28 protein-coding genes and 1 tRNA gene are annotated in these 24,523 nt (G+C 53.4%); 7 read left to right on the plus strand and 22 right to left on the minus strand.

What is annotated here, in order from left to right:
- Positions 1 to 195: 195 nt before the first annotated feature.
- A complete protein-coding gene (locus SYNC_RS09540) occupies positions 196 to 381 on the plus strand; it encodes a chlorophyll a/b-binding protein (protein ID WP_011619989.1) in 186 nt (61 codons plus the stop codon).
- 45 nt (positions 382 to 426) lie between these two features.
- Positions 427 to 573 (plus strand): chlorophyll a/b-binding protein, encoded by a 147-nt coding sequence (locus SYNC_RS09545; RefSeq protein WP_011619990.1) that lies wholly within the window; start codon positions 427 to 429, stop codon positions 571 to 573.
- Between the two features lie 117 nt (positions 574 to 690).
- Here the strand turns inward: SYNC_RS09545 and SYNC_RS09550 are convergent, their stop codons facing one another.
- The 5 genes from SYNC_RS09550 to SYNC_RS09570 all read right to left on the minus strand — a co-directional run bounded on the left by SYNC_RS09550 (position 691) and on the right by SYNC_RS09570 (position 5,456).
- Positions 691 to 1,101, minus strand: a complete 411-nt coding sequence (locus tag SYNC_RS09550) for a hypothetical protein (protein ID WP_041426650.1) — start codon at positions 1,099 to 1,101, stop codon at positions 691 to 693.
- A gap of 133 nt (positions 1,102 to 1,234) precedes the next feature.
- Complete coding sequence (locus SYNC_RS13875; protein ID WP_237699204.1) at positions 1,235 to 1,723, minus strand: DUF2808 domain-containing protein; 489 nt, start codon at positions 1,721 to 1,723, stop codon at positions 1,235 to 1,237.
- A 1,521-nt stretch (positions 1,724 to 3,244) separates the two neighbouring features.
- The gene (locus SYNC_RS09560; protein ID WP_011619995.1) at positions 3,245 to 4,687 is read right to left on the minus strand and encodes an aldehyde dehydrogenase family protein; all 1,443 of its coding nucleotides are present in this window, start codon (positions 4,685 to 4,687) and stop codon (positions 3,245 to 3,247) included.
- Between the two features lie 313 nt (positions 4,688 to 5,000).
- Positions 5,001 to 5,192 carry a hypothetical protein gene (locus SYNC_RS09565; RefSeq protein ID WP_011619997.1) on the minus strand — a complete coding sequence of 64 codons (192 nt, stop codon included), beginning with the start codon at positions 5,190 to 5,192 and terminating at the stop codon, positions 5,001 to 5,003.
- Between the two features lie 190 nt (positions 5,193 to 5,382).
- Positions 5,383 to 5,456, minus strand: a tRNA-Arg gene (locus SYNC_RS09570).
- A 66-nt stretch (positions 5,457 to 5,522) separates the two neighbouring features.
- Between SYNC_RS09570 and SYNC_RS09575 the strand changes: the two genes are divergently transcribed.
- Positions 5,523 to 6,353: a helix-turn-helix domain-containing protein gene (locus SYNC_RS09575; protein ID WP_011619998.1), complete on the plus strand. Its 831-nt coding sequence runs from the start codon at positions 5,523 to 5,525 to the stop codon at positions 6,351 to 6,353.
- A 1-nt stretch (position 6,354) separates the two neighbouring features.
- On the opposite strand, the gene SYNC_RS09580 is transcribed toward SYNC_RS09575, so the two are convergent.
- Entirely contained in the window at positions 6,355 to 6,588 is a 234-nt protein-coding gene (locus SYNC_RS09580) for a hypothetical protein (protein ID WP_041427068.1), read from the minus strand.
- A 20-nt stretch (positions 6,589 to 6,608) separates the two neighbouring features.
- Positions 6,609 to 7,475 carry a 16S rRNA (cytidine(1402)-2'-O)-methyltransferase gene (gene rsmI, locus SYNC_RS09585; protein WP_011620000.1) on the minus strand — a complete coding sequence of 289 codons (867 nt, stop codon included), beginning with the start codon at positions 7,473 to 7,475 and terminating at the stop codon, positions 6,609 to 6,611.
- A gap of 23 nt (positions 7,476 to 7,498) precedes the next feature.
- Here rsmI and SYNC_RS09590 point away from each other — a divergent pair, with 23 nt between their 5' ends.
- Positions 7,499 to 8,416: a 3'(2'),5'-bisphosphate nucleotidase CysQ gene (locus SYNC_RS09590; protein WP_011620001.1), complete on the plus strand. Its 918-nt coding sequence runs from the start codon at positions 7,499 to 7,501 to the stop codon at positions 8,414 to 8,416.
- 17 nt (positions 8,417 to 8,433) lie between these two features.
- Here the strand turns inward: SYNC_RS09590 and SYNC_RS09595 are convergent, their stop codons facing one another.
- From SYNC_RS09595 to sppA, 14 genes are all read right to left on the minus strand, one after another.
- On the minus strand, positions 8,434 to 10,599 hold the full coding sequence (locus SYNC_RS09595) for a polyribonucleotide nucleotidyltransferase (RefSeq protein ID WP_011620002.1): 2,166 nt from the start codon (positions 10,597 to 10,599) through the stop codon (positions 8,434 to 8,436).
- Between the two features lie 174 nt (positions 10,600 to 10,773).
- Complete coding sequence (gene rpsN / locus SYNC_RS09600; protein ID WP_011620003.1) at positions 10,774 to 11,076, minus strand: 30S ribosomal protein S14; 303 nt, start codon at positions 11,074 to 11,076, stop codon at positions 10,774 to 10,776.
- A 43-nt stretch (positions 11,077 to 11,119) separates the two neighbouring features.
- Positions 11,120 to 12,202, minus strand: a complete 1,083-nt coding sequence (gene rseP, locus SYNC_RS09605) for an RIP metalloprotease RseP (RefSeq protein WP_011620004.1) — start codon at positions 12,200 to 12,202, stop codon at positions 11,120 to 11,122.
- Between the two features lie 19 nt (positions 12,203 to 12,221).
- Entirely contained in the window at positions 12,222 to 13,499 is a 1,278-nt protein-coding gene (serS, locus tag SYNC_RS09610) for a serine--tRNA ligase (protein WP_011620005.1), read from the minus strand.
- Between the two features lie 63 nt (positions 13,500 to 13,562).
- Entirely contained in the window at positions 13,563 to 13,724 is a 162-nt protein-coding gene (locus SYNC_RS14745; RefSeq protein ID WP_237699205.1) for a hypothetical protein, read from the minus strand.
- Between the two features lie 70 nt (positions 13,725 to 13,794).
- Positions 13,795 to 15,294 carry an AAA family ATPase gene (locus SYNC_RS09615; RefSeq protein WP_011620007.1) on the minus strand — a complete coding sequence of 500 codons (1,500 nt, stop codon included), beginning with the start codon at positions 15,292 to 15,294 and terminating at the stop codon, positions 13,795 to 13,797.
- The gene (locus SYNC_RS09620; protein WP_011620008.1) at positions 15,287 to 15,838 is read right to left on the minus strand and encodes a DUF177 domain-containing protein; all 552 of its coding nucleotides are present in this window, start codon (positions 15,836 to 15,838) and stop codon (positions 15,287 to 15,289) included. The genes SYNC_RS09615 and SYNC_RS09620 overlap by 8 nt, the downstream gene beginning before the upstream one ends.
- Positions 15,835 to 16,983: a membrane protein insertase YidC gene (gene yidC / locus SYNC_RS09625; protein ID WP_011620009.1), complete on the minus strand. Its 1,149-nt coding sequence runs from the start codon at positions 16,981 to 16,983 to the stop codon at positions 15,835 to 15,837. The genes SYNC_RS09620 and yidC overlap by 4 nt, the downstream gene beginning before the upstream one ends.
- Before the next feature lie 90 nt (positions 16,984 to 17,073).
- Positions 17,074 to 17,490, minus strand: a complete 417-nt coding sequence (locus SYNC_RS09630; protein WP_011620010.1) for a PH domain-containing protein — start codon at positions 17,488 to 17,490, stop codon at positions 17,074 to 17,076.
- Between the two features lie 2 nt (positions 17,491 to 17,492).
- The gene (locus SYNC_RS09635) at positions 17,493 to 17,882 is read right to left on the minus strand and encodes a ribonuclease P protein component (protein ID WP_041427069.1); all 390 of its coding nucleotides are present in this window, start codon (positions 17,880 to 17,882) and stop codon (positions 17,493 to 17,495) included.
- Positions 17,883 to 17,933: 51 nt separating this feature from the next.
- Positions 17,934 to 18,071 (minus strand): 50S ribosomal protein L34, encoded by a 138-nt coding sequence (rpmH, locus tag SYNC_RS09640; protein ID WP_011620012.1) that lies wholly within the window; start codon positions 18,069 to 18,071, stop codon positions 17,934 to 17,936.
- A gap of 54 nt (positions 18,072 to 18,125) precedes the next feature.
- Complete coding sequence (locus SYNC_RS09645; RefSeq protein WP_011620013.1) at positions 18,126 to 18,623, minus strand: DUF2808 domain-containing protein; 498 nt, start codon at positions 18,621 to 18,623, stop codon at positions 18,126 to 18,128.
- A gap of 190 nt (positions 18,624 to 18,813) precedes the next feature.
- Positions 18,814 to 19,200: a chorismate mutase gene (gene aroH / locus SYNC_RS09650; RefSeq protein ID WP_193328830.1), complete on the minus strand. Its 387-nt coding sequence runs from the start codon at positions 19,198 to 19,200 to the stop codon at positions 18,814 to 18,816.
- Positions 19,197 to 20,009: a signal peptide peptidase SppA gene (gene sppA, locus SYNC_RS09655; protein ID WP_041426651.1), complete on the minus strand. Its 813-nt coding sequence runs from the start codon at positions 20,007 to 20,009 to the stop codon at positions 19,197 to 19,199. Before sppA ends, aroH begins: the two co-directional genes overlap by 4 nt.
- A 54-nt stretch (positions 20,010 to 20,063) precedes the next feature.
- Here sppA and SYNC_RS09660 point away from each other — a divergent pair, with 54 nt between their 5' ends.
- From SYNC_RS09660 to SYNC_RS09670, 3 genes are read left to right on the plus strand one after another with little or no spacing between them, the layout of a single operon-like run.
- The gene (locus SYNC_RS09660) at positions 20,064 to 21,026 is read left to right on the plus strand and encodes a DMT family transporter (protein ID WP_011620016.1); all 963 of its coding nucleotides are present in this window, start codon (positions 20,064 to 20,066) and stop codon (positions 21,024 to 21,026) included.
- A complete protein-coding gene (locus SYNC_RS09665) occupies positions 21,023 to 22,135 on the plus strand; it encodes a glycosyltransferase (RefSeq protein WP_011620017.1) in 1,113 nt (370 codons plus the stop codon). The genes SYNC_RS09660 and SYNC_RS09665 overlap by 4 nt, the downstream gene beginning before the upstream one ends.
- On the plus strand, positions 22,126 to 23,982 hold the full coding sequence (locus tag SYNC_RS09670; RefSeq protein ID WP_083756075.1) for a glycosyltransferase family 39 protein: 1,857 nt from the start codon (positions 22,126 to 22,128) through the stop codon (positions 23,980 to 23,982). Before SYNC_RS09665 ends, SYNC_RS09670 begins: the two co-directional genes overlap by 10 nt.
- Here SYNC_RS09670 and SYNC_RS09675 read toward each other — a convergent pair.
- A complete protein-coding gene (locus SYNC_RS09675; protein ID WP_041426652.1) occupies positions 23,976 to 24,512 on the minus strand; it encodes a DUF721 domain-containing protein in 537 nt (178 codons plus the stop codon). The two genes, SYNC_RS09670 and SYNC_RS09675, sit on opposite strands and share 7 nt — an antisense overlap.
- Positions 24,513 to 24,523: the final 11 nt, after the last annotated feature.

Here is a 24,523-nt window from a genome sequence, read left to right on the forward strand (position 1 = left end):
CTAGGGTCTCTGCTTCAGCTGTCAAGCCCCTTCCCGATTTGGGATTGGCGAGCACTTGAGTGCAAACCAACAGAGTGATGTGCTTGCGCCAACCATTTGAAAAGGCCCTGAAACCGAACTCCTGGATACGGGTGGCCCCTCTTCCAGGCCAAGCGCGGCGGACATAGACCGATCAGGTCCCTCTCGGAGACACCCATGACAACGGCATCCCTTCTAGCCCAAGAACGCTATTGGAATGATCTTGCAGCAGAGCAAATCCGATGTGAACGATTGGTCAAAGCTGAACGCCTCAACGGCCGTCTGGCAATGCTCGGATTTGTGGCTCTTATTGCCACCGAAGACCTCTTGCATCAGGGCCTACTGCAATCCTTGGGCTTCTAAGCCCGAACAAGAGCACAACCAATTCAATGTTTTTGAGAGCAACCCATGACTAACAACGACACACAATCCCGCTTCGGCTTCGTTAATTTTGCTGAAACCTGGAACGGGCGTCTTGCGATGCTTGGCTTTGTAATCGGCCTCGGCACCGAGCTACTAACGGGTCAGGGAATCCTGAACCAAATCGGCTTCTAATTCGATCTTCACAATCTCTAAGGCGACAATCCGAGCCAATTGTCGCCTTAATAGCGATTTCTAACTCCTGCTTCAATTCTTGAGCCAACCGTCAGCATTAAGGGCTGAGTCGTTTCTTCAAAGGGGAATAGTGATCGACCATTTGTTGCGTCTAAACCGCCAACGCTTCCCCGAATCCTCGGATTTAGGGACACTGTCGGAATGAAAGCCCTTCGGATCATCAAGGTGTTGACCGATCTCCGTTGCTCCATCAAGAGGAATCTCAGACCCAACGTAGTGATCACCTTCCTTAAGGCATATACGCACCGGAGCCTGCGAGTAACTGGTCCAAATCCCTGTTCTCTTAACTGTGTATTTGCCAGCGCTCTCTGCCCATTGATTACAAGCTCTAAGCGCAGCCTCTGGAGACTCATAGCGGTTGAGGCCATAAATAAAACTAATAAAATGGGGTACTTGAGTAATCACCAGCGCTGCCAAAAGGAGCTGTGTTATTCGACTGGAATTCATAGGAGCCCATTGCTTTGTCATACCTGAACCATGGTCAACAATTTCAGTGGCATGGGGCAATTCAAAGCAACCTCCCTCTCAATCAAACAAGCGCTCGATCCCATCCTCAAAGCAAACAAAATACAAAAGCAAAACAAACTTGTCCAAGTAAAAATTAAAATTTATTATTCAACCTGTAAATATCTAAGCGCAGGACTGGACCAAGAGACTGAGAGGGAGGCAGAGAAGGAGATTCGGGGTAAAAACTTGACGACCATTCATATATCCCCTGCCTTGGATTAATACTTGGAATAACGACACTAACGATCTGACCAGGCTTTACAGAAGGACTGAAGACAATCTCAGTGATTCCACGCTCATCATCAAATCGTATACTTGCAAGCCCTTTTTTTCCCCGCTTCCTTAGATTGTAAAATCCAGAATAAACCGTGAGATCTTTATCTCCCCACTTCCACCTTTCAGTGCCAGTGATTTGCGACAAAGCAATTCTTTCAAGATTTGCTCCAGCGTTGCTGGGCAGCTCTAATGAAATAACAGGATAAGATCTCTGATAAGAATTTGAGTATGAATTGTGAATGGAAATACTTCTAGGAGGATTTTCAAAAAACTCCTGACCATATAGCTCCGTCGAATGCGCACTCAAGGGCTGAGCGCAAAGGAAAAGGAGAGAGAGTGTGGCAGCCTTATTCACAGGTTTATTTTTTTTGCGATTCTAGTAGACAACTCAAGGGAAGAGAGAGAAGCACAAAACAGGCGAATACATCTGACCTATCAACTCATTTCATAAGCAGATCTGGCAATTTCTATTGATCTTTTGGGACTACCTCATTGCAAACGCCAGGCATGAGCGAACAGCATGGCCTAGATCGCACGCCAATCGATCCTGCCATTTAGCTCTATCACTCTGATGCGTATCGAACCAACAGTGACCTCACGATGCACTAACAGAAGAGGGGCCTGGCAATGGCAAGGATTCAACGCATGGGTTGGAAACCATGAACATGTATGAGTTGCGGAGAGCTGTTAATACCCACCAAAACGCAGCGCAAGCTCCAAGGCCCCATAACCAAAAAGAAATGTGCTGCCCAGCAGTGCCAACTCTCTTTTAGAACTTGCCATAGAAAGAAGGGACAAACCCACCAGCGACACTCCAAAGAATCTAAAGGGAATCTGAAGATCCAATATTTAGAAAGCTATCAATTCAGCCACCACGAGGCGGCTGTTTACTCAAATTCATGAAAAACGCGTAACAAAGCGAGGTTTCAGGCCTTACAGCAATATTTCTATTTATTCCTGACGAGATGAAAATGATTGAGCTCGAGCCGCAGCCCCATGCGATAACGAGCTCAGTCCTTCTGGCTGACACGCTTCTTTGGAACGGGGGTTTTGGGGCCTCAGTCCAGATCTGTCAGAAGCAGGATCATCACCAACGCAAGCGCCATGACGTCCTCCCTTGAGTTGATTGTGCTTATCGAGACTGATGTGCTTTTTGCTGTCTTGCTTTCTGAGATTTACTAGCCAGACTTAACCATCTATCCGATTGTCCTTTTTGTCAGTCGATCGCAATTTGAGAGCCGTCGCAGCCAATTCGCCGGCAGACGCAGCCCGCCTTCAGCAGGAGGAGCGCCTCAGCAGTTCAAGGGTTCGCAGAACTCCGGTGTCGACGCGAACAGATCGCAGCGAGAGAGGAGCGGGCGCTCTCTCATAGGACTCTGGTTCTCATCCTGTTTCAACGCCAGCACAAGAGGAAGGATTAAGACAGCGCTATGGCAGTACCCCCACTGCTGGATTCGAACCGACGACCAACTGTTTAGAAAGCAGCCAAAAGACCAGTCTCAATACTGCTTTTCATGTCGTGATCTTTGATGTGGGGGCTCCGGGGGGAGGACAAGCGAGACCCATGAACCAGCGATTTTGGACAAAACATGGGGGGAGATGTGGTTTACCCAGTAAGTCAATGTCTGTCTCTGGACATCTTCGGGTAGCCGTACCCCTTAAGGCACATTGATATTGAAAAAACAGCAACGGCTTGCTCATAGGGAGTCGCTTCTCCAATCACTGGACAGGAAGGGGTAAACGAAGCCAGTGGAGCTGATAAGGCCAACAAATTCAATATTTTAATTTGCCGCTAGTATTGACGGCAAAAAACACAATTAACCTGGGATTATGATGCTATAACCTTGACTTCTAAGTATTCATTAACCCCCTCGGCTCCACCTTCTCTACCAGTTCCAGATAACTTATAACCACCAAATGGTGAGCCAGGAGCAATAAATGAATTATTGATATTTACGGAACCGCTTCGCAACAACCGTGCGACTGTTTGCGCACGACCTTGGTCTAAAGTTTGAATATATGCAGCCAATCCATAAGCATTATCATTTGCTAATTCAATTGCCTCTTTTTCTGAATCAAACGGAATCATGCATAAAACTGGTCCAAAGATCTCTTCTCTCGCAATCTTCATAGTATTTTTTACATCTGCAAAGACTGTTGGGCGTGCAAAATATCCGACTTGGCATTCCTGAGGTTTCCCCAGCCCGCCTGAGATACAACGTGCTCCTTCTTCTAAACCACAAGCAATAAGTGATTGAACTCGATCAAATTGAATTTGGCTTACCAATGGGCCCAAGTGATTTCCTGATTTTGTTGGGTCACCAACTGAGATACGCTCACACTTATCGTGAGCCAACTCAATTGATTTTTCATAAACTGAGCGTTCAACAAGCATTCTTGTCGCCGCATCACAGCTCTGGCCTGAATTTATAAAACATGCATCAATTCCTTGATCTATAGCTGTCGACAATTCACAGTCAGCAAAAACTAAATTTGGAGATTTACCTCCTAATTCGAGCGTAGTTTTGGCAATACGTTCGGCAGAATTGCGAATTATGCTACGTCCTGCTCCTGTAGATCCTGTGAAAGAAATCATGGCAACATTAGGATGTTTTGATAGGGCCGAACCAGCAACATTTCCTAGGCCATGAATCATATTAAAAACACCTTTTGGAACACCTGCTTCATGCATCACTTCAGCGAACAGAATTGCAGAAAGGGGGGTTAATTCTGATGGTTTTAACACCATTGTACAACCAGCAGCTAATGCTGGAGCAACCTTGAGAACAATTTGGTTAATTGGCCAATTCCATGGTGTTATGAGTCCACAAACCCCAATCGGCTCCATAACAATCGTATCTCCATTCCTAAGTTTTCGTTCAAACTTATATTCTTTTACATCATCAATCAAGGCTGACAGATGATCAATTCCTGCCTGCGCCTGTGCGCTTCTCGCAAAATCAATTGGAGCACCCATCTCCATTGAGATTGCTGAGGCAAACTCATCAACTCTTTGCTCATAAATTTTAAGTATATTTTGCAACAAATCAATACGTTCTTCTACAGAAGAATGGCCAAAACTTTTAAACGCAATAGTTGCTGCAGCCACCACTTTTTCAACATCAGCATCACCAGCTAGCGCAATTTTCCCAATACTTTCTTCTGTAGCAGGATTAATTACCGAGAGCCTTTCTTTGCTGCTAGAGACCTCCCACTCCCCGTCAACATAAAACAATTGAAACTTATCAAAAATCTTATTAATTTCAAGCATTTAATAGAGTGACAGCGTATTTTTTATTATACGTTGCTCAAGTCTCGCTGTCGACGAATCGAAAGGGTAAATCTTTACTGAGTAATGCTAGCGATCCATCCATGGCCTACAAATGAGACGACAACATTACCAATAAATCACAAAGCTAAATACACTATTGGCTTTATAATATAGTTTTTACAAAATAGGAATGGCCATGCAGATCTTGGCTCCCTCATTGACTCCAAGCATCGCCGGGGCAATCAATCATCGCCAAGCTCACAGGCTGGCGGTTGTTGATGAACCAGGAACCAAGGGGCTCCTTTATTTGTACTTATTTTCCTTTGCTTCTGATTTCGTTCAGCACTGATCGCACAGCTTCACGAATGAAGCCACTGATTTTAATATTCGTGCTACGTAACCATTCATCGGCAGATTTGTACAAACGAACCTCGACAGGTTTCACAGAAGTGGGGTTAATCAGCGTCGGCAGACGCTTCAGCTGCCATGGCTTGTCGTCAGTCATTTGACAGCCCTATGTGGCGCTGTGCTGAGTTTGGCGAGTTAACGCGATTGAGAAGCTGCGCCGTGGTACGACGCGGCTTCGGGAAGCCTTTCACCCGAATGGACAAACTTTTGAGCAAAACCCATTTCAACCCTTGGCAGCGGCCAAATTGAGAAAGGCCCAGCCCTGTGATGGACTGGGATTTGAGCTACGCCCCCTGGCGGATTCGAACCGACGACCGACTGCTTAGAAGGCAGTTGCTCTATCCAGCTGAGCTAAGGGAGCATTCATCCATTTTGACAGTCGACGTACGCCACCCCGCTTAAACTTAAGAGCTGTGCGGTATGAACGATGGCCCCCAGCCGGCTTAACGACAGCCACAAGCAGGAAATTGTGGAGAAGTACCGCGCTGGAGAAACAAGCTCCCAGATCGCGGTGGCCTATGGCTGCAGCACCAACACGGTGAGTCGAACCGTCAGGTCCCTGCTAAGCCCTGAGGAGTACGCCAATCTCAAAGCCCAGCGTTCAGCCAAAAGCTCTGGTTTAGAGAGCCCTGGTCGCAAAAGCACGTCTTTAGAAGGCATCGTCCCTGAAATCAAGATCGCTGAAGACAGTCCTAGCGAGAGCACTCAAACCAGCTTCGAAGACGTCACAACAGACGCCTCAAGTGCGACGAAAGAAGGAGGGGAAGAGAGCGATGGCAGTAATGGGAATGGCGATGGCACCACCGAAACCCTCGCTCTCGATGACGCCGAAGATTTCAGCAGCGCTGACCTCGACGACAACCAGACCTTCAACACAGAGGACGAAAATGTCTTCCATGAAATAGCGGTGCTGCCTGTAGACCTGCCTCAGGTCACCACCCAACAAGTCATTTGCCGACCCTTTGCCTCTGAACTTTTGCCAGACAGCGTGTACATGCTGGTGGACAAAACGGTGGAGCTCGATCCTCGACCGCTCAGTGAGTTCCCTGAATTGGGCCTCAGTGATCCCTCAGAGCAGCAACGCCAGGCCTTATGCCTCTATGCAAGTCCGAGAGCTGCTAAACGCCAATGCGGCCGCAGTCAGCGCGTGATCAAGGTGCCAGACACCCAGATCTTTGCGCAAACATCGTCATATCTGCTCGCTCGTGGCATCACCCACTTAGTCGTTGAGGGCTCCCTTTTTGCCCTCAAGTCCTGATCTAGCGGTCTTGATCAGGGGCTGGCGCCAATACCGCGGCCACACTGCCGCCACTGACAATTCCTAATACCAAGCTGATGCCAACAATGAAACCTGAGGGAAGGGGAGCAGACTGACCAACGCCAAGATTGAGGCGATAGCGATCATTCAGATTCTGAGCGCCAAGACAGAGCACTAACAGCAGCGTCAGCCCGCTCCCCAGACTTAACAAAAGTAGTCTCAGGCGGATGAGCATTGCAATCGCTTTCGACTCCATCAGTCTGACTGTTCGCTCACCGCATGCAGCAACGCATAGAGCTCGCGTTTCGAACGTCCAATCTGGCTGGACAACAGCTTGGCCGCATCCTTAGCACTCATGCCCTCGGCCGTGAGTGCAAGCAACTGCTCACAGCACTGAGTGTCAGTTAAGGCTTCGATCTCTACTGGCACGGCTCCACCCAACACCACTGTGAATTCCCCCTGAGGGCTGTGCTCTTGAAAATGCACCCGCGCTGCCCCAACGGTTGGGCCGACCTGTTGCTCATGCCGCTTCGTTAGTTCTCGAGCCACTTGTAACGGGCGATCCTCACCGCAGAGCTCAAACAGCTCTTCCAGAAGTTGACACAAACGATGGGGGGCTTCATAAATCACGCTGGTGCGCTGCTCACTGGCAATGAAGGCCAGTCGATCTCGGCGTTCCCGGCCTTTTGCAGGCAGAAAACCCTCGAAACAGAACCGGGCCGTGGGAAGCCCGCTGCTCACCAGTGCCGTTGTCGCCGCACAGGGACCAGGAATAGCAATCACCTCAAAAGCCGACGCGCGAGCTGCAGAGACCAATTCCTGCCCAGGGTCACTAATCCCTGGCAAACCGGCATCACTGATCACCGCAACGCTCCGGCCGTCTTCGAGTTCCAGCAACAGCTGGGGAATCCGCGTGCGGGTGTTGTGCTGATGGAACGAGCAGCGTCGAGCTGCTGAACCGATACGGCTCAGCAGTTGTCCGCTGTGCCGCGTGTCCTCACAGGCAATCGTGTCCACTGCGATCAACAGTTCACGTGCTCGAGGCGACAGGTCACCGAGATGGCCAATCGGAGTGCCTACGACATAAAGCACTCCAGCCGCAGGCTCAGCGCGTTGCTTCACAATGGCTCCGCCCAGATCAAACCATGATGCCGAGCTCGCCAACCCTTCTTGCCGGTATCAACCTGCAAGATGTTTTAAAGGTTCTTCGCCCTCTCAGCTGGGGAGCCGCAGACATCCTGCGCGCCTATGCCCGTGGAGAACAGCCACCTCACGGTTTTTCGAAGGCCCTGAGCGTTGACAACGGAGGCGAAGGTCCAGTTTCCGCAGCTGATCTAGCGGTTAATCAATGGCTCCTGGATGGCTTGAAACAATCCTTCCCCACCGCTGATTGGACTCTTCTCAGTGAAGAAACCGCCAAAGAGCAACTAACGGAAGGGCAACCCTTGGCTGCTGAGTGGTTATGGATTTTGGATCCACTCGATGGCACCAAAGATTTCCTGCAAGGCACAGGCGAATACGCCGTGCATCTTGCGTTAGTGCATCAGCAACGACCGGTCCTTGGGGTGGTGCTAGTACCAGAGCGAGAAGAGCTTTGGATTGGTGTGGTGGGTGACGGCACCTGGTGCGAGAACCGCTCAGGAGAACGCACGCCAGTTCGTTTCAGTGAGCGAAAGGCCACCAACCAACTCACCTTGGTGGCAAGCCGCAGTCACAGAGATCAGCGACTTGAACAGTTGATCACCGCCCTAGAACTCGGGGATTCCCATGCGGTGGGCAGTGTTGGCTGCAAAGTGGCCACGATCCTTCGCGGCGAAACCGATTTGTACATCTCCCTGTCTGGGAAAAGTGCTCCGAAAGATTGGGATATGGCCGCTCCAGAAGCCGTACTACTCGCAGCTGGTGGTGCCTTCACCCATGCAGATGGCAGAGAGCTCATCTACAACACCGGCGATGTTCGCCAGGCCGGCTGTTTGATCGCTAGCCATGGAAAAGCCCATGCCACTTTGTGTAGGAAAGCGGCACAGGCGATGGGATTGATCGATCCCGGTTTTCAGGTTTAGGCCTGAGTGGACCCCTCTTAGGAGAGGGGTGCTACTGGCGTGGGAGCCGGTTGTGAGTCAGCAGACTCACCGCTCTGGGGAACGCCACGCAGGGTGAGGTTGATACGGCCGCGATTGTCGATTTCACGCACGCGCACGGTGACCTCATCGCCCACCTTCACCACATCTTCAACTTTTTCGACCCGTGCCTCAGAAAGCTGTGAAATGTGAATCATGCCCTCTTTGCCAGGCAGAATTTCCACAAAGGCACCAATCGGAATGATGCGGGTAATGGAGCCCGTAAACACTTCGCCCTCATTCACCTTGCGGGTGAGGCCTTCAATGATTTTCTGAGCTTCCTCTGCCGCAGCACCATCGTGAGAGGCAATGGTGACAATGCCACTGTCCTCAATATCGATCTTGGTGTTGGTTCGCTCCGTGATGTTCTTGATGGTGCGACCACCAGGACCGATCACGGTGCCAATCAGCTCAGGGTCAATGCGGAAACTCAGCAGACGTGGTGCGTGAGGGGAGAGACCCTCGCGAGGACTTTCGATCGCCTCCATCATCTTTTCAAGGATGTGGAGACGCGCAGGGCGAGCCTGATTCACCGCATCAGCAACGATGCTCACGGGAAGGCCCGTGATCTTCATGTCCATCTGCAGGGCAGTAATTCCCTTATCGGTACCCGCCACTTTGAAATCCATGTCGACAAGGAAGTCTTCAATGCCTTGAATATCGGTGAGGATTTTGACCTCATCTCCCTCCTTGATAAGGCCCATCGCCGCACCACTCACAGGCGACTTCAGCGGAACACCGGCATCCATTAGAGCCAACGTGCTTCCACAAACGGAACCCATTGAGGTGGAGCCATTAGAGCTCAACACTTCGCTGACAACACGCACCACGTAGGGGAAGGTGTCTTTCGCGGGGAGCACGGGGACGATGGCCCGTTCGGCCAACGCACCGTGGCCAATTTCACGGCGTCCCGGAGAACGCATGGGCCTGGTCTCACCGACGGAATAAGCAGGGAAGTTGTAGTGGTGGAGGTAGGTTTTTTCGTTGCTTGGATTGAGATCATCCATCTCCTGAGCATCACTTGGCGTGCCGAGAGTGGCGGTCGACAACACCTGGGTGAGGCCACGTTGAAATAAACCTGAGCCATGCACTCGCTTAGGAAGCACTCCTGCAGCGGCACTGATTGGACGCACCTGATCAAGGTTGCGACCATCAACCCTTTTGCCGTCCTTGAGGATTTGCTGGCGCATCAACGTTTTGGTGAGCGCTTTGAAACTGTTCGGAAGGGCCTTGCCGTTGGCACTCACCGCAACTCGAACCGGATCAGAGTCCTTAAGGCCCTGAATCGTTTCTGCTGTTGTGCTGCGGATGGCGTCCAGCTTCTCGTCACGCTCAGCCTTGGTTTGCTCGAACTGACCAAGCACCTCACCAATCGACTTGCTGCAGGCTTTCTCCAGATAAACAGGCAGCGTTTTGTCTTGTTCTGGAGCCTCTGGAATCACTTGCTCGATCCCCGCCTCTTTGAGGATGGATTGCTGAGCTTTGATCAACTCAGAAACAGCTTCGTAGCCAAAGTCGATCGCTTCAATGACATCCCCCTCAGGAAGCTGATTCGCACCGGCTTCCACCATCACCACACCTTGTGGGGTGCCAGCGACAACGAGATCTAAATCGCCGCGCTCGATCTCCCTGTAGCTGGGATTCAGCACAAAATCGTCACCCAGCAGACCGACGCGAACTGCGGCCATCGGCCCATAGAACGGAATCTTTGCCAGGAGGGTGGCCATGGAGGCCCCTGTTACAGCAAGCACATCAGCCGGAACCCGCTCATCGAGCGACATGCAAGTCGCAACAATCTGTAAATCGTCCCGAAGCCAGCTGGGAAACAGCGGACGCATTGGTCGATCGATGAGTCGGCAAATGAGCGTGGCGCGCTCTGGAGGGCGACTCTCACGCCGCATAAAACTTCCAGGAATCCTGCCTGCTGCATAGAGGCGCTCTTCGTAATCACAGATCAGCGGAAGAAAATCAATTCCATCTCGACCTTTGGAGCGTGTAGCCGTGACCAGTACGGAGGTGTCTCCGCACTCAATCATCACCGAGCCGCCGGCTTGGGGGGCATACCTCCCTGTGGTCAGCCGTATCTCCCGACCGTCAAAGGAGATCGACTGCGTCTGACCTTGCACGTTGGTTTATGTCTTTCTGTCAACACTGATTCTTACATTTGAGCGGAACCCGTTGTTGGGGTTATCCGGTTAGATCCACAAAATCCAACAGATCCATCGCCGTAAAAAAAGTCACAAAAAAAGAGGCGATCACTCACCTCTTCATTCGATGGATAGCAGAAAAGTGATGTCAAATCACCAGCTGGACTTCACAACACCAGGCAGCTCACCCTTGTGAGCACGCTCACGTAACTGATTGCGGCAGAGACCAAAATCGCGGTACACACCACGAGGCTTACCCGTGGCCCAGCAACGGTTGCGAACACGGTTTGGGGCGCTGTTGCGAGGCAAACCTTGAATTTTGCGGTGAATTTCGAGGCGCTCCATCGGATCCTTAGCGGCATGGAACGCAGCCATGAGAGCTGCGCGCCTGTCGGAAAAGCGCTCGACCATTTTTTTCCGCTTCACATCGCGGGCAATCATCGACTTCTTGGCCATGCAGCGAGTCAGATCAGACGTCTTGAAGCGCCACTCTATCCGTTCACTGACCAAGCAAGCGCTGAACAACTGAGAGTTGACTTGTATCGCGCACGATCAAAAGAACACTCAGTCCAACCACAAGCAAAAAGCTGGACTGCATCACGATCAACTGAAAGCGCTCAGGGATAGGTCGTCCGCGGACCCCTTCCAAAAGAATGAACACCAACTGCCCTCCATCAAGCAGCGGCAATGGGAGTGCATTGAGCACGGCGAGATTGATCGAAATCAAAGCCATAAACAGGGCTAGACCACTTCCTCCCTGACTGGAGAGCTGGGCACCCATCTCCACGATCTTGACCGGACCACTCACCTGCTGCGCTGTCGTTCCAAAGTCCGTGAGAAGGGCTCCATATCCAGACACGGTGCGTTGCAAAAGCCCACCGAATTGCTCCGATCCACTCGCGATCGCTTCACCCAAACCATGAACAGGACGAGTCGTTCCAGTGAAATTGGCCTGAAGCTGAGCACCGATGCGACCCTGCCCTTGATGGTCTTCCGGAGTGAGCTGGATTACTCGAACCATTCCATTTCTCTGAACCTCAACTGAGAGAGCTCTGGAGGGGTTGTCTTTTACTGGCATAACAGCGTCCTTTACGGCCTTCTCTCCACGACCAAGGGACAGTCCCTCGATGCTCAGAATTTGATCACCAGGCTGCAAGCCCGCTTTCTCAGCGGGTTCTCCCTGCTGAACAGCCATCACCAGCACCCCAGGATCTGGATCGCCTGGCACTCCTGCCAGGGCGGTATGTCCTACGAGAACGACCCAGGCAAGCAGCAAATTGGCAAGCACCCCTGCACTAATGACCAGGGCTCTCTGTGGAATCGGGCGATTGCGAAGAAGATCAGGGTCATCCGCAGGAATTGGACTGTCTTCATCGTCGTCAGGGAAGGAGACGAATCCGCCAAGGGGAAGAGCGCGTAAGGCGTAGGTCACGCCTCCACTCTCAAGTTTCCAAAGGGCAGGTCCAAATCCAATTGAAAATCCGTTCACACGAATGTTCTGAAATCTGGCTGCAAGAAAGTGACCAGCCTCATGGATCACGATCAGCAGCCCTAGAACCAACAGTGCTGCCAGAACGTTCATATCTGATCCATTAATTGGTTCATTCTGGCTGGAGACGATCGCAACCGAAGTAAGGAACCAAAGCCTGGGGAAGCTTCACGCTTCCGTCTGGCTGTTGCCCATTCTCAAGCAAAGCAGCCATGGTGCGGCCAATCGCAAGGCCACTGCCATTGAGGGTGTGAACCAAGCGAGTGGTCTTGCCGTCTTTCGTACGGATGGAGGAGCGACGGGCCTGGAAATCGGAACACACACTGCAGCTTGAAATTTCTCTATACGCACCTGCACCCGCCAACCAAACTTCGAGGTCATAAGTACGGGCGGCTGAGAAACCCAGATCACCCGTGCAGAGCTCGAGCACGCGATAGGGCAACTCCAAAGCCTGAAGAACGGCTTCGGCGTCAGCAGTGATCAGTTCATGAGCCTCTTCAGAGTGCTCGGGATGGACAAACCAATAAAGCTCAACTTTGTTGAACTGATGCAGGCGAATCAAGCCCCGCGTGTCGCGTCCATAGCTACCGGCCTCCCTGCGAAAGCAGGGGCTGTAGGCCACATAACGCAACGGCAATTGATCCGAAGGAATAATTTCGTCGCGATGCAGAGAGGTGAGCGGAACTTCAGCGGTTGGCGTCAACCAGAGGTCATCGTCCGCACATCGGAAGCTTTCTTCCGCAAATTTCGGCAGTTGCCCTGATCCAGTCAGGCTTGCGCTGTTCACCAAGACCGGAGGAAGCACCTCGCGATAGCCCTTCCCCGTGTGCAGGTCCAGCATGAAGTTGATGAGCGCTCGCTCCAGCCGAGCGCCTTGCCCAAACAAGGTCACAAAGCGGCTCTGGGCGATTCTCACGGAGCGCTCCGTGTCGAGCAAAGACAACTGCTCTGCGATTTGCCAATGCTCCTTGAGACCGTCTTCTACCCGGGGATCACCCCAGCGACGCACCTCTTTGTTGTCGTCTTCGCTGCGACCGTCTGGACATGCCTCTGAAGGCAGATTGGGGTAGCTCAGAAGCTCTTCACGCAACTGCGCCGTGAGCTGCTTCTCTTCATCCTCGAGAATGGCCACCTTCTGCTTGATTTGGTTGCCTTGTAGGCGCAGTTCAGCCACTTCAGCCCCTTTGGGATCAGCACCGGCTTGAATGCGCTGACCAACTTCCTTCCCAATGCGGTTGCCTTCTGCTTGAAGACCGCTTCGACGCTCCTCTAGATCGCGTTGCAGCTTTGCAATCAGCTGAAGACCTGTGAGATCAACATCCATCCCCCTACGTCCCAACTCGCGGGAAATCAGTTCGGGGTTATCACGCAACAGGCGCTGGTCAAGCACGGAAATTCTGAAGGGGGAGGCTCGAAAGCCTAAGTCTCGGTTCAGAACAGACGATCAAAGTTCTTAGAGAACTTGTCCAACCATGACCGCGGCAATAGCCGAGAACAATGTGATGCCGAGGGCTGTCAGTGGGTTCTGACCCTGAGCGACCGCAACGGTGGTGATCACACCAGCACCAAGACATGCAACAGCGAGTTGGGTGGTGAGATCGGAAACACGATTCACGAACATAAGAGCACTATTGATGAAACATACGGAGGTCGCCAAACGTTGTCTGGACCTAGGCGCCTGGTCGTTACGCCCTGTCAGGGTTCGTTACCAGTCGCAATGAAGCAGGACGTGCCCGGCCGCTACTAGCCCATTGCTTCAGGCCTTCCAATTGTTCTTTGGCGGTACGCGATAGAGGAACCAATTGAGCCGCAGCTTGAATCAAATCTGACTCAGCCAATTCACGGCCCTCCGCAAAGGCAAGGTGCATCGCTTCGATCACCGTTTGCTCCAGCTCAGCACCGGAGTAACCGTCCGTACGGTCTACGACAGTTTCAACAGGAAGGCGGAGACCTGGCCGTCTGCGACTGATATGCAATTCCATGATGCTCTGACGTTCAGAACGAGCTGGCATATCCAGGAGAAAGATTTCATCAAAGCGGCCCTTCCTTAGGAGTTCAGCCGGCAGCCGTTCCACTCCATTGGCTGTAGCCACCACAAACACAGGGGACGTTTTTTCTGCCATCCAGGTCAGAACGGTGGCTAAGACCCGTTGACTTGTTCCGCCATCGCTTCGGCCATCACTGCCAAATCCTTTGTCGATCTCATCAATCCAAAGCACGCAGGGAGCCATCGCTTCAGCCCTTTGAATCATTTCGCGGGTGCGTGCTTCACTCGCTCCAACAAGTCCAGCAAACAGACGTCCTACGTCAAGGCGCAGGAGTGGCATGGACCAGCTGTGGGCAATCACTCGCGCCGTCAGCGATTTACCAGTTCCCTGCGGCCCTACCAAGAGAACACCACGAGGGAGGGGCAAACCAAAACGCCGAGCCTCATCACTGAAGGCACGATGACGCTGCTCTAACCATTGCTTGAGAGCATCCAGCCCACCAATATCTGCTGGGGTGGCGTCGGTGCGACAGAACTCCAGCACTTCGCTGCGAGCCAGCGCGAGGCGTTTCTCCTCCAGCACATCAGCAAGGTCCTGGCGGCTTAGCTCACCGCGCTGAGCCAACGCCTTCGCCGCCACGTGACGAACCCGTGATTCACTCAATCCGCAGCAAGCATGGGTGAGCTCCTCAAGCACATCGCTATTGAGGGGCGATCCAGTGGCCTTCGAAATATTCCCTAGCAAGGTCATTAATTCCTGTTCTTGCGGGAGGGGCAAATCGAGCAGGGTGAGAGCTTCTTCTAAATCTGTTGGTGGCGTCCAGCTGCCACAACCGAGCACGAGCGTGTGAGGGCGTCCACGCAACAAACTTGTGAGGTTGCGCAGCATGCGAGCAATGCCTGGGTCATCGCAGAAGCGATGAACATCTTTGAGTAGAAGCAGCGTGGGACTGTTGCCATCCAGATCCTGCAACCACTGCAGAACGACCATCGGCTGTCGAGCACCGAGTCCCTCGCTGCCAAGAACACCTGACAGGCCACTCACAAAGTCCCAAGACGCCAATCGACGGCCTGGCAAGCGATCGGCCGCTTGACTCAGCAGAGATTCAACACGCTCCTCCTCGTGACTGCGAATCCAGATCAGAGGCGTACCCGCACGAATGAGCAGATCGAGTTGTTGTGCCCACTGTTCAGTCACACCCGACCTCCGACTCCTCGCCAGGATCCAAGCGCAGATTCAAGAGAGCCTCCCATCGCGGATCGGCAGCTTGCGTCTGCGAAGCAGGCTGCTCTTGGTTGGCCAATTGAGGCATTCCTGGGCAGCCATCACCGCAGAAATTAACGGCTGGCATTTGAAGACTCAATTGCTCGAATACCCATCGCTCTGGTTCAAAGCTGCCCCTTGGATCAAGGCACTCCACAAGTCCATTAATTGCAGATACATCGAGACCCTCTTCAGCCATCGCCTCTGCGGCTTCACTATCGCCAAGCCAGATCAGCTCATTGGCGTCCGTAGACAATTTGCGATTGAATTGATTCAGACAGCGATCGCAGCACAAGCACACGATGGTCTGCGCTGAACCGGAAACCTCGAGGATATTTCCACGGTGCTCGGCTTGAATGCTTCCACGAACTGGAGTTAAAGAAGGCAGTTCATCAAGTTGGCCTACAAAGACCCAATCGCGAGCGGAACCTAGAGCTTGCAGCTCGCGAAGCGGAACGGGCTCGAGCCCAGGAATCATTTGTTTCCGCCTTTGGGCTCGAAGGGCATGCGTCCAGAGCTGGATCCACCGCCGGCAGAGGCTGATGCAGGCTGGGATTTCTGCAATATCTGGGCATCAAGAATGGACTGGAGATTGTCGGGCAAGGCCTCGCGAGTGAGCAGGAAGGTTTGAAAGGCCTGGAAGATATTGGCAATCACCATGTACAACAAAACGCCGGCAGGGAGCGGGAAGAACAAGAACATTCCAGTGATCATCACTGGAGTGATCTTGTTGGCAGTGGACTGCTGCGGATTGGCAGGCATCCCCATTCCAGAGAGGAGCTGTGAGACAAACAAGCTCAGACCGAAAGCACCAATCAGAATCGCGATATCCCAATTGATCGCCCCCTCGGTGTAGAACCCAACCTGACCGAGGGCTTTGATGAACAAGAAGCCACTGCGTGCTGCCAAACCAGTGATTTTCCCTTCAACGGTGGCATCGCCGGTCGTGAGGGCCGTAATCGTTCCTGTCTCACTCACGCTGACAACGCCCTCTCCCTTGGTAACCGTCCAAGCAGGAAGGAACCTTTGACCGTTATCAACCCCGGAGATCACATTGCGGAAACTCTCTCCACCACGAGTTTCGAGCTGAATGGGGACGCTATCTCCAGTGCCGAGCTTGGTGCCACCGGGAAGGCTTGCCACGATTGGAACGTGATTGGTTTCCGTGATGAAAATTGAGTGGCTGGCACTTGTGAAAGGCTTGGGCTCAACTGCAGCGATTTGATCCGCAGGTAGGACCTTCAGATTGAGGGTGTAGGGCACATCTGCGAACGGTGATCCACGCAAGGTCGCGAACAACGCGAACAAAATCGGCATTTGAACCAGCAGAGGTAGGCAACCCGCCAATGGGCTCCCGAACTCCTTCATTAACTTGCCAAGTTCTGCCTGCTGCTTTTGGGGATCGTTCGCATAACGCGCCTTAATTTCTGCCTGACGCTTCTGCATCACAGGCTGTGCAATCCGCATGCGCCTGGCACTACGGATGGACCCTGCGCTGAGAGGGAAGAGAGCCAGGCGAATTACCACCGTGAGAGCCACGATCGCCAGGCCATAGCTTGGGACCAAACCGTAGAAAAAATCCAGGATTGGTATCAGCAGATTGTCGGAGATGTACCCGATCACGATGGCGTTCCGAGTGATTGATGAATGTTGTTGCCAGTGTGCAACAGCACAGGGGCTTGTGTGGCAATTCGCTTGAGGCGAACACCTAAATCAGGCAGCGAAGCCCTTGCTCTCCTCGTGCTTCGCACTCGCGTTTTCACGGCGGGCACGGATGCGCTCTTCGATGAAGGCCTCGAGCTCACGGAAGCGTGGGACAGAGCGCAGTTCCAGACGTGATCCGTCCGTCAAGACCAGAACCATGTCTCCCCAGGCGCCAAACCCACGGGACACACAGCGGACCTCAGCCACCTGACTGAAAGCCACCTGACTGCGATCCCGTCCCATCCAGCCGCCAGTGACGGAAATTCGACGAGTCGTGATGTTGAAGCGCAACCAGACCGCGCGAACAATCGCTCCTACCGCAAAGGGCAGACCGATCAATGTCAGCCCAAGCAACAGATTGAAAATCAAGTCACCGCGTGCTGGCCCCCCCTCGTAAAAGGTCTCTTCTTGAATGGAAGTTGGCATAGCTAATACCCCGCTTGTTGGAGCAATCTGTCGCATTCTTCCAGGACAGGGGCGTCTTTGGCCTCTGCACCGGGTTTGAGGCTGATCAAAATCCAAGTATTGGAGTGCTGAAACGACCGCTCAAAATGCTCACGTAAGTGATCGTGCAGCAAACGTCTCAGCCGATTACGAATAACAGCCCTTTTACTGACCTTGCTACTGATCACCACAGCGCACCTGCAAACACTCGTCTTGCCTTCCCCCTCCAGAGGACGACACTCCCAACGCAAAAGCCTCGGCATCGCCGAGGCCTTACGCAGAGTCATCAACGATCCGTGAAAGCGCTGACCCCTGCGATGGAGGTGATCGAAACAGCGGTGGCCGCGCAATCGCATCGACGTCGGAAGCACCATCGAAATCCGTTTAAACGTCACCCCTAGGGGACTAGGCGTGAATGTTCAAGCTCAAGCAGCCAAGCGTGAACGTCCACGCTTACGACGCGTCCGAATCACGCGCCGGCCTGTGTGAGATCGCATGCGAACACGAAAACCAGAAACGCGTTTGCGCTTACGGCTGGTGCCACCAAAAGTTCGTTTGGTCATGGATTCACTCTGGCGCCCAGCCTTGCATCAGTAGAAGAGCTTATCAGCCAATGCTTAGTCGATACTGAAGTTCCAGCTCCCTAAATAGCCAGCCACAGGAACGTCTCCGGGAGCCTGTGCAAGAGCATTGAACTGAAACATCCCAGCTTGATTGGGGTTGAAGATCGTCATGGACACGGCGTAGGTGTCTTCAGTCGGAATCGGAGTTTCAGGGAAAACCTCAATTGCAGATTGGTTCTCACTGATTTCGAAGACAGCTGGGATGACCTCTTCGCAACGGCTTCTACTGAGCATGCCGCCCTTCTTCATCTTGCAGAGCTTCAATTTATTGGGGCGGATCTTTGCATTGAAGTAATCAGGCACTGTGATGCTCAGTTTGAGGATCGCGGTTTTGCGATCTTTAGGTCGAAGCATCAGGTAGTAATCCGACCGCTCGCGAGGACGGGTGCTCGTTTGGACGTAATACAACTTGCGATAGTTGTTGTCGCTTTCCCAGCGAAACTCCATCAAAGAGGGAGTGTTCTGAGCTTTAACAGCAACGGGTTGGAGCATCTCCACCACCGAAGCTGAAGCAACAACTCCGCAACCGATCACCCCTGCAATAACGCCGAAGCGGCGGATCGGGGTCGTAGGCAGAAGGTCCATTAATTCACTGGTGAAAACAATCACCGCATTGTTAGATCCCATGATTGTCCTAAGGACAGGCAGCGGCAAGGGGTTCGGGGGGCCGGCGTGGCATCTGTCAGTTGTGACTGGATCTGTCTGGCCTAAGGCGGCTGGCTTCCCCCAGGTAGGCATGGCGAACCTCCTGATCTTCTGGCATCCAGGTATGGGCCAGGAGACGAATGCACCGAGTCAGGTCTCCCTCAACTGCCATCTGCTGGCAGTCGAGCAGAGCCACCCCATCCCAACCTTCGCGGCGCCTTGCAACGGCAGCAGGGAAACAGGCATCCAGATCGGTCGTCACAGAAAACGTGATCGAAACGATGCAGTCCGGTTTTAACGCGTTGTGTTTCACCAGGGCATCCATCAGCTCAAAGACCGCCTGCTCAATCGCAACAACTGTGTTGGCGCTGCAGGTGGTCGCACCACGTAAGCCGCGCAAGGCCAATCGGCTCCCCATGGTCATGGCCGAAACAACCACAAAGGTTGACCGCTGAGTTCCATTTCAACTGTGACGAGCTCTTGAATGCGTACAAGCAGATTGGACCCCGACAAGCCTTGCAGCAATGGCTTACGGGGTTTTCCAAGTGTCACCACGCGGCAGCGCTCCTCATCCAGATCAGCCAACTGTGCCGCAAGCACCCTTGCCCGCTCTTCGTCACCCAGCTCATCGACGAGCCCAAGATCTTTGGCCTGTGCACCGCTAAACACCCGACCATCCGCAAACTCGCGAACGCGGCTGGGGTCAAGCTTCCGTCCTTCTGCAACGGCCGCCACAAATTGCTCATAGCTGCTGTCAATCAGAGCTTGCAGTAGCTCACGTTCTTCTGCGCCAAGAGCACGATCAGGAGAAAGGATGTCTTTAAAAACACCGCTTTTCACCGTTTCAAATTTGACGCCAACACGATCCAACAATTTGGACAAGTTGTTGCCGCGAAGAATCACACCGATGGAACCGGTGATCGTGCCTGGATTGGACACAATCGTTTCTGCGGCAACACCCACATAAACCCCACCTGATGCAGAAATATTTCCGAAACTGGCGACAACATGACAGCCTTTTTCGCGCAGCCTCAGCAAGGCAGAGTGAATTTCCTGACTATCGCCAACAGTCCCTCCTGGACTATCAATTCGCAGCAACAGTGCAGGAAATTCCCGCTCCTGAACCTCTTTTAGGGCTTTAAGGACGCGACGGCGGGTGGAGCCAGTGATCGCCCCCTCAATGGCGATCCTCGCCATCGTTCGCCGGGACTTGCGGCGCCAGGGCCAGATCATGATGGTCAATCGAACACGTTTAGATCTTAAAAAGGAGCCTGTTCGCAGCACCCCATGGGATCTCTCCGCCGAGGGCTGCTGATGATCTTGCCGTTCGTCCTCTGGGGCACAGCGATGACAGCAATGGCTCCTCTGGTCAGCACAGGAGGGCCCATTCTGGTGTCCTGCTTGAGGCTGCTCCCAGCTGGAATCATCGTTATCACCTTTGTTCCGCTTCTCGGACGTTCCTTAGCGATTGATCCTGGGGATCGGGGTTGGTTTCTCCTATTCACCCTGATTGATGCCCTGCTGTTTCAGATCTGTCTTGCCCGCGGACTCGAAGGCACTGGCGCAGGTCTCGGTTCAGTACTGATTGATTCTCAGCCTTTGATGGTTGCACTGCTTGCCCGCTGGCTCTTTGCAGAAACGATCAATCCCATCGGTTGGATGGGATTGGTTCTTGGCCTTATGGGAATTGTCTGCCTAGGAGTTCCCCAACCGCTCCTCCAGCACTGGTGGCTGTTGGGTGAGGGGGTGTCATTTCAATCGGGTTGGCAAGCTGGAACCGGCTGGATGTTGGCGGCTGCCATTGCAATGGCTGTAGGCACCGTTCTGAGTCGATTTGCCTGCCGAAACAGCGATCCTGTTGCCGTCACGGGATGGCACATGTTGCTGGGGGGACTCCCCTTGCTGATTTGGCATGGTCTCGACGGAGCGTTCCCATTGGTTCCGCCTTGGTCCGTTTTTGCATGGACGCAAATGGCCTATGCATCCCTGATGGGGGGAGCTGTGGCCTACGCACTCTTTTTCTGGTTTGCAAGCCGTGAGGACCTCACAGGGTTCACCACACTTGGATTTCTCACACCTGTTTTTGCTCTTGCTTCTGGTGGTCTGCTGTTGCAGGAACGACTCAACAACCTTCAATGGTTAGCGGTGCTTTTGGTTCTGCTTTCGGTGGTACTGGTAAGCCAACGCAAACGACTTTGGGAGCCGGTTGCTCTCGTGAACGAACCCCAGCGAAGTGATCTCGGAGCATGAGCACCACTCCTCTCGATTTAATTCTGGTCAGCACACCCATCGGACACTTGGGCAGTGGACGCGGTGGTGGTGTGGAACTAACGCTGATCTCGTTGTTACGAGGTCTCACGGCAAGGGGGCATCGGATCACCCTGGTCGCCCCGAACGGCTCGGTTGCGCCTGAGGACTGCCCTGGACTCTCACTCCACACCGCGGGGGGCACCGATCAACCCAGCTGGCAGCATTCCGAAAGAGATGCTTCCGTCCAAGTTCCTTTTGATGGTGTCCTTCCCCATCTATGGGACCTTGCTTTGTCCTTAGGCGAGGACGCCGATGCGGTGATCAACTTCAGCTACGACTGGTTACCGCTCTGGCTTACTCCCCATGCCAAGCCCTCGTTATTTCATCTCGTGAGCATGGGGTCTGTCTCGCAAGCGATGGATGAGGTCATCTCTCAAATCGCTCAATGGGACCAGAGGCGAATGTCATTCCATACCCAACGACAGGCAGGAGATTTTTCATTGCCTAGTCCACCGTCTGTTGTGGGGAATGGCTTTGATCTCACGCGATACCAGTTGCAGTTGAACTTCAATGGCCCACTGGGTTGGGCCGGTCGCATCGCACCTGAGAAAGGCCTGGAAGATGCTGCAGCTGTTGCCGCAGCTCTGGGAGAAGCGCTTCTGGTTTGGGGCTTGGTTGAAGATGCTGACTATGCGCAATCGGTCGAAGCCACCGTGCCTCCAGGAACCATTAATTGGCGAGGTTTTCAGCCGACACACCAACTTCAGGAAGAGCTTGGGTGCTGCCGCGCCCTACTCAACACACCGAAATGGAATGAGGCCTACGGCAATGTGGTGGTGGAAGCAATGGCATGCGGAGTCCCTGTCGTGGCCTATAACCGCGGCGGTCCGGGCGAACTCATCCAAGACGGCAAAACGGGATGGCTTGTGCCGCCCGATGATCTCGAGGCCCTAAAAATGGCAAGCAGCAAAGTCGATCAAATTGATCGGCGCGCTTGCCGCCGTTGGGTGGAACAGAACGCAAGCCATATGGTTTTCGCACAACGCGTTGAGGATTGGATCAGGCAGGGCCTCTCTCCAAGGAATGGCACGATCGCTCCATGTCGATGATCAACGTGCCTACCAACCCACGGATCTCGCCAAGACAGCGCAGCCGGGGGCTGTTGCTGATCTTGGCGCTTGGCCTTGCCATGTGCTGCTGGCAACTGGGTTCCACCGGCCTTGTCGATGAAACTCCACCGCTCTTTGCAGCAGCTGGCCGTGCCATGGCACGCACGGGAGACTGGTTAACGCCTCGGGTTAATGGATTACCACGATTCGACAAACCGCCCCTGGTGTACTGGCTGATGGGTTTGGGCTACTCGATTCCAACCAACGAGCTCTGGGATCCACTCGGCACCTGGGCCGGCAGGCTTCCTTCAGCCCTCGCGAGCGTGGCAACCATGCTCATGCTTGGGGACACCTTGATACTGCACCCAGCTGAACAGGAGAGCCATCCACGCCGCACCGCGGTGGCAGCAGCGCTGGCCTTTGCGCTCTCCCCCTTGGTGCAGATATGGAGTCGGACCGCCGTCAGTGATGCCCTCCTGAGCGGCACCCTCGCCCTCAGCCTTCTCTGCCAGTGGCGTTGTTATGCCAGTGGAGCATCTCGACGATGGTGGCTCGCCTGGGTTCTGCTCGCCACAGCCGTTCTCACAAAAGGGCCTGTAGCCGTGGTCCTCAGTGGCATGACTCTGGCGCTGTTTGCTCTGATGCGCCGAGATCTCAAGGGCATATGGCAGTGCATCAAACCTATACGTGGCCTCGGGCTCACCGCGTTAATCAGCCTCCCTTGGTACATCGCAGAGCTGATGGTCGAGGGCCAGCCTTTTTGGGACAGCTTTTTTGGTTATCACAATCTGCAACGCTTTACATCAGTCGTGAATAACCACCTTCAACCCTGGTGGTTTTTCGGGGTGATTTTGGTTGTGGCATCCCTGCCCTTCACTCCCTTGTTGCTCCTTGGGCTGGCGCAAACCCTGCATCCATCAAACCTGAAGCGTGCCTTTTCATCCGTCCAACCCAATGCAAGCTTGTCTCTTCAGAGTTTTGCCAGTTGCTGGCTTGTATCTGTATTTCTGCTGTTCACCACCGCGGCAACCAAGCTTCCGAGTTACTGGCTGCCTGCCACTCCAGCTGCAGCGATTCTCATCGCCCTTGCAGCAAGGCCCTCCGAACCAGGGAAACGCCTCCCTTTCGATTGGGCCTGGGGCACAACAATCTTGCTGACATTTGTTTTGTCGATGGGGTTCTGGGGTTCCTCGGTCTGGATACCTCTCATCGATGACCCCGAGATGCCCACGCTGCCAGAAGAACTAATTGCAAGCCGCTTAGTTTTAAGGGCAGCAGTGTGCTTTTCGATCGCTGGTTTTTTGGGCCTCTTGATGATCAAGCGGAAGGCCTCCGGTCGCTTGCTAGCCGTTCAGGGACCGCTGGTGGTGTTCCAGCTCATTGCTCTAATCCCCATCATTGACCTAGGCGATCGCGTGCGTCAGCTTCCAATCCGTGATGTTGCCGCAACTGTGTTGGAAAACCAGCGTCCTGGTGAACCTTTAGCGATGGTTGGAGTCGAGAAGCCGTCTTTACATTTCTACGCAGATCAGGTCGTTGTCTACGAAGGTCTTACAAAAAATGCTCTTATAAATTTGGCTGATCGATTAAGCAGGGAGAATCGAAGAGGGTGGCAAGGAGTTTCAATTGACAGCGATGGTGAAGGTTCGCAAACGGTGATGGTCGTTATTGATTCGGACACATTTAAAAGGACTCATTGGCAAGGTCTTAATCCAGCAATGATCGGACAATTTGGGATCTATCAAGTTCTTAGATTCGATAGGAGTAAGTTGGAAAAAAGGGCTTCAGAGCTCAAGGCCTCTGGACACAAATCAACATGGGAAAGGTCCCGTCCAGAACGTTACTGACTGCTTCCGAGCGACTCTGAAAGCTTCAGTCTTCGACAGAACCCGCAGTGGCCCCAGAGAGCCATCTCCCCTGCCGGAGCTGGGCTGTCACAGCAAGGGCATGACGCCATTCCATGCACATCGATCCGGCTCGGATGGCGAGCCCAAACACTCTCTTCTGTCTCTAACTCTGCTGTAGGTGATGGGTGGTGTTGCTGAATCCTCAGATCGCGTACGGCATGGCCAGCGCTTCGCACTGCTGCCAAGAGTTGAGGCTTGCTGTACTGAAGAGCCTGGCGCCATTGCGGGTGGCGCGCTCCCACAGTGAGGACACCATGGCTCAAATTCAGGGGCCTGCAGTGATCAGCCAAGGGACGCCCCGCTAACTGGGGCCAGTCCTGCCAAAGCGCAGCCAGTGAGCCTTCACGTCTCCATGTACTCCGCAGAGACTCAAGGCACTCTTGCAGAGGTTGAACTGGCGGCGGTGGCGGCGGCACCAACACCTCTCCCCGACCAAAACGGCGCCGCTGGGATCGAGGTGCTCGCCCCATAACGTCATCAA

Source organism: Synechococcus sp. CC9311 (assembly GCF_000014585.1).
Classification (GTDB): domain Bacteria; phylum Cyanobacteriota; class Cyanobacteriia; order PCC-6307; family Cyanobiaceae; genus Synechococcus_C.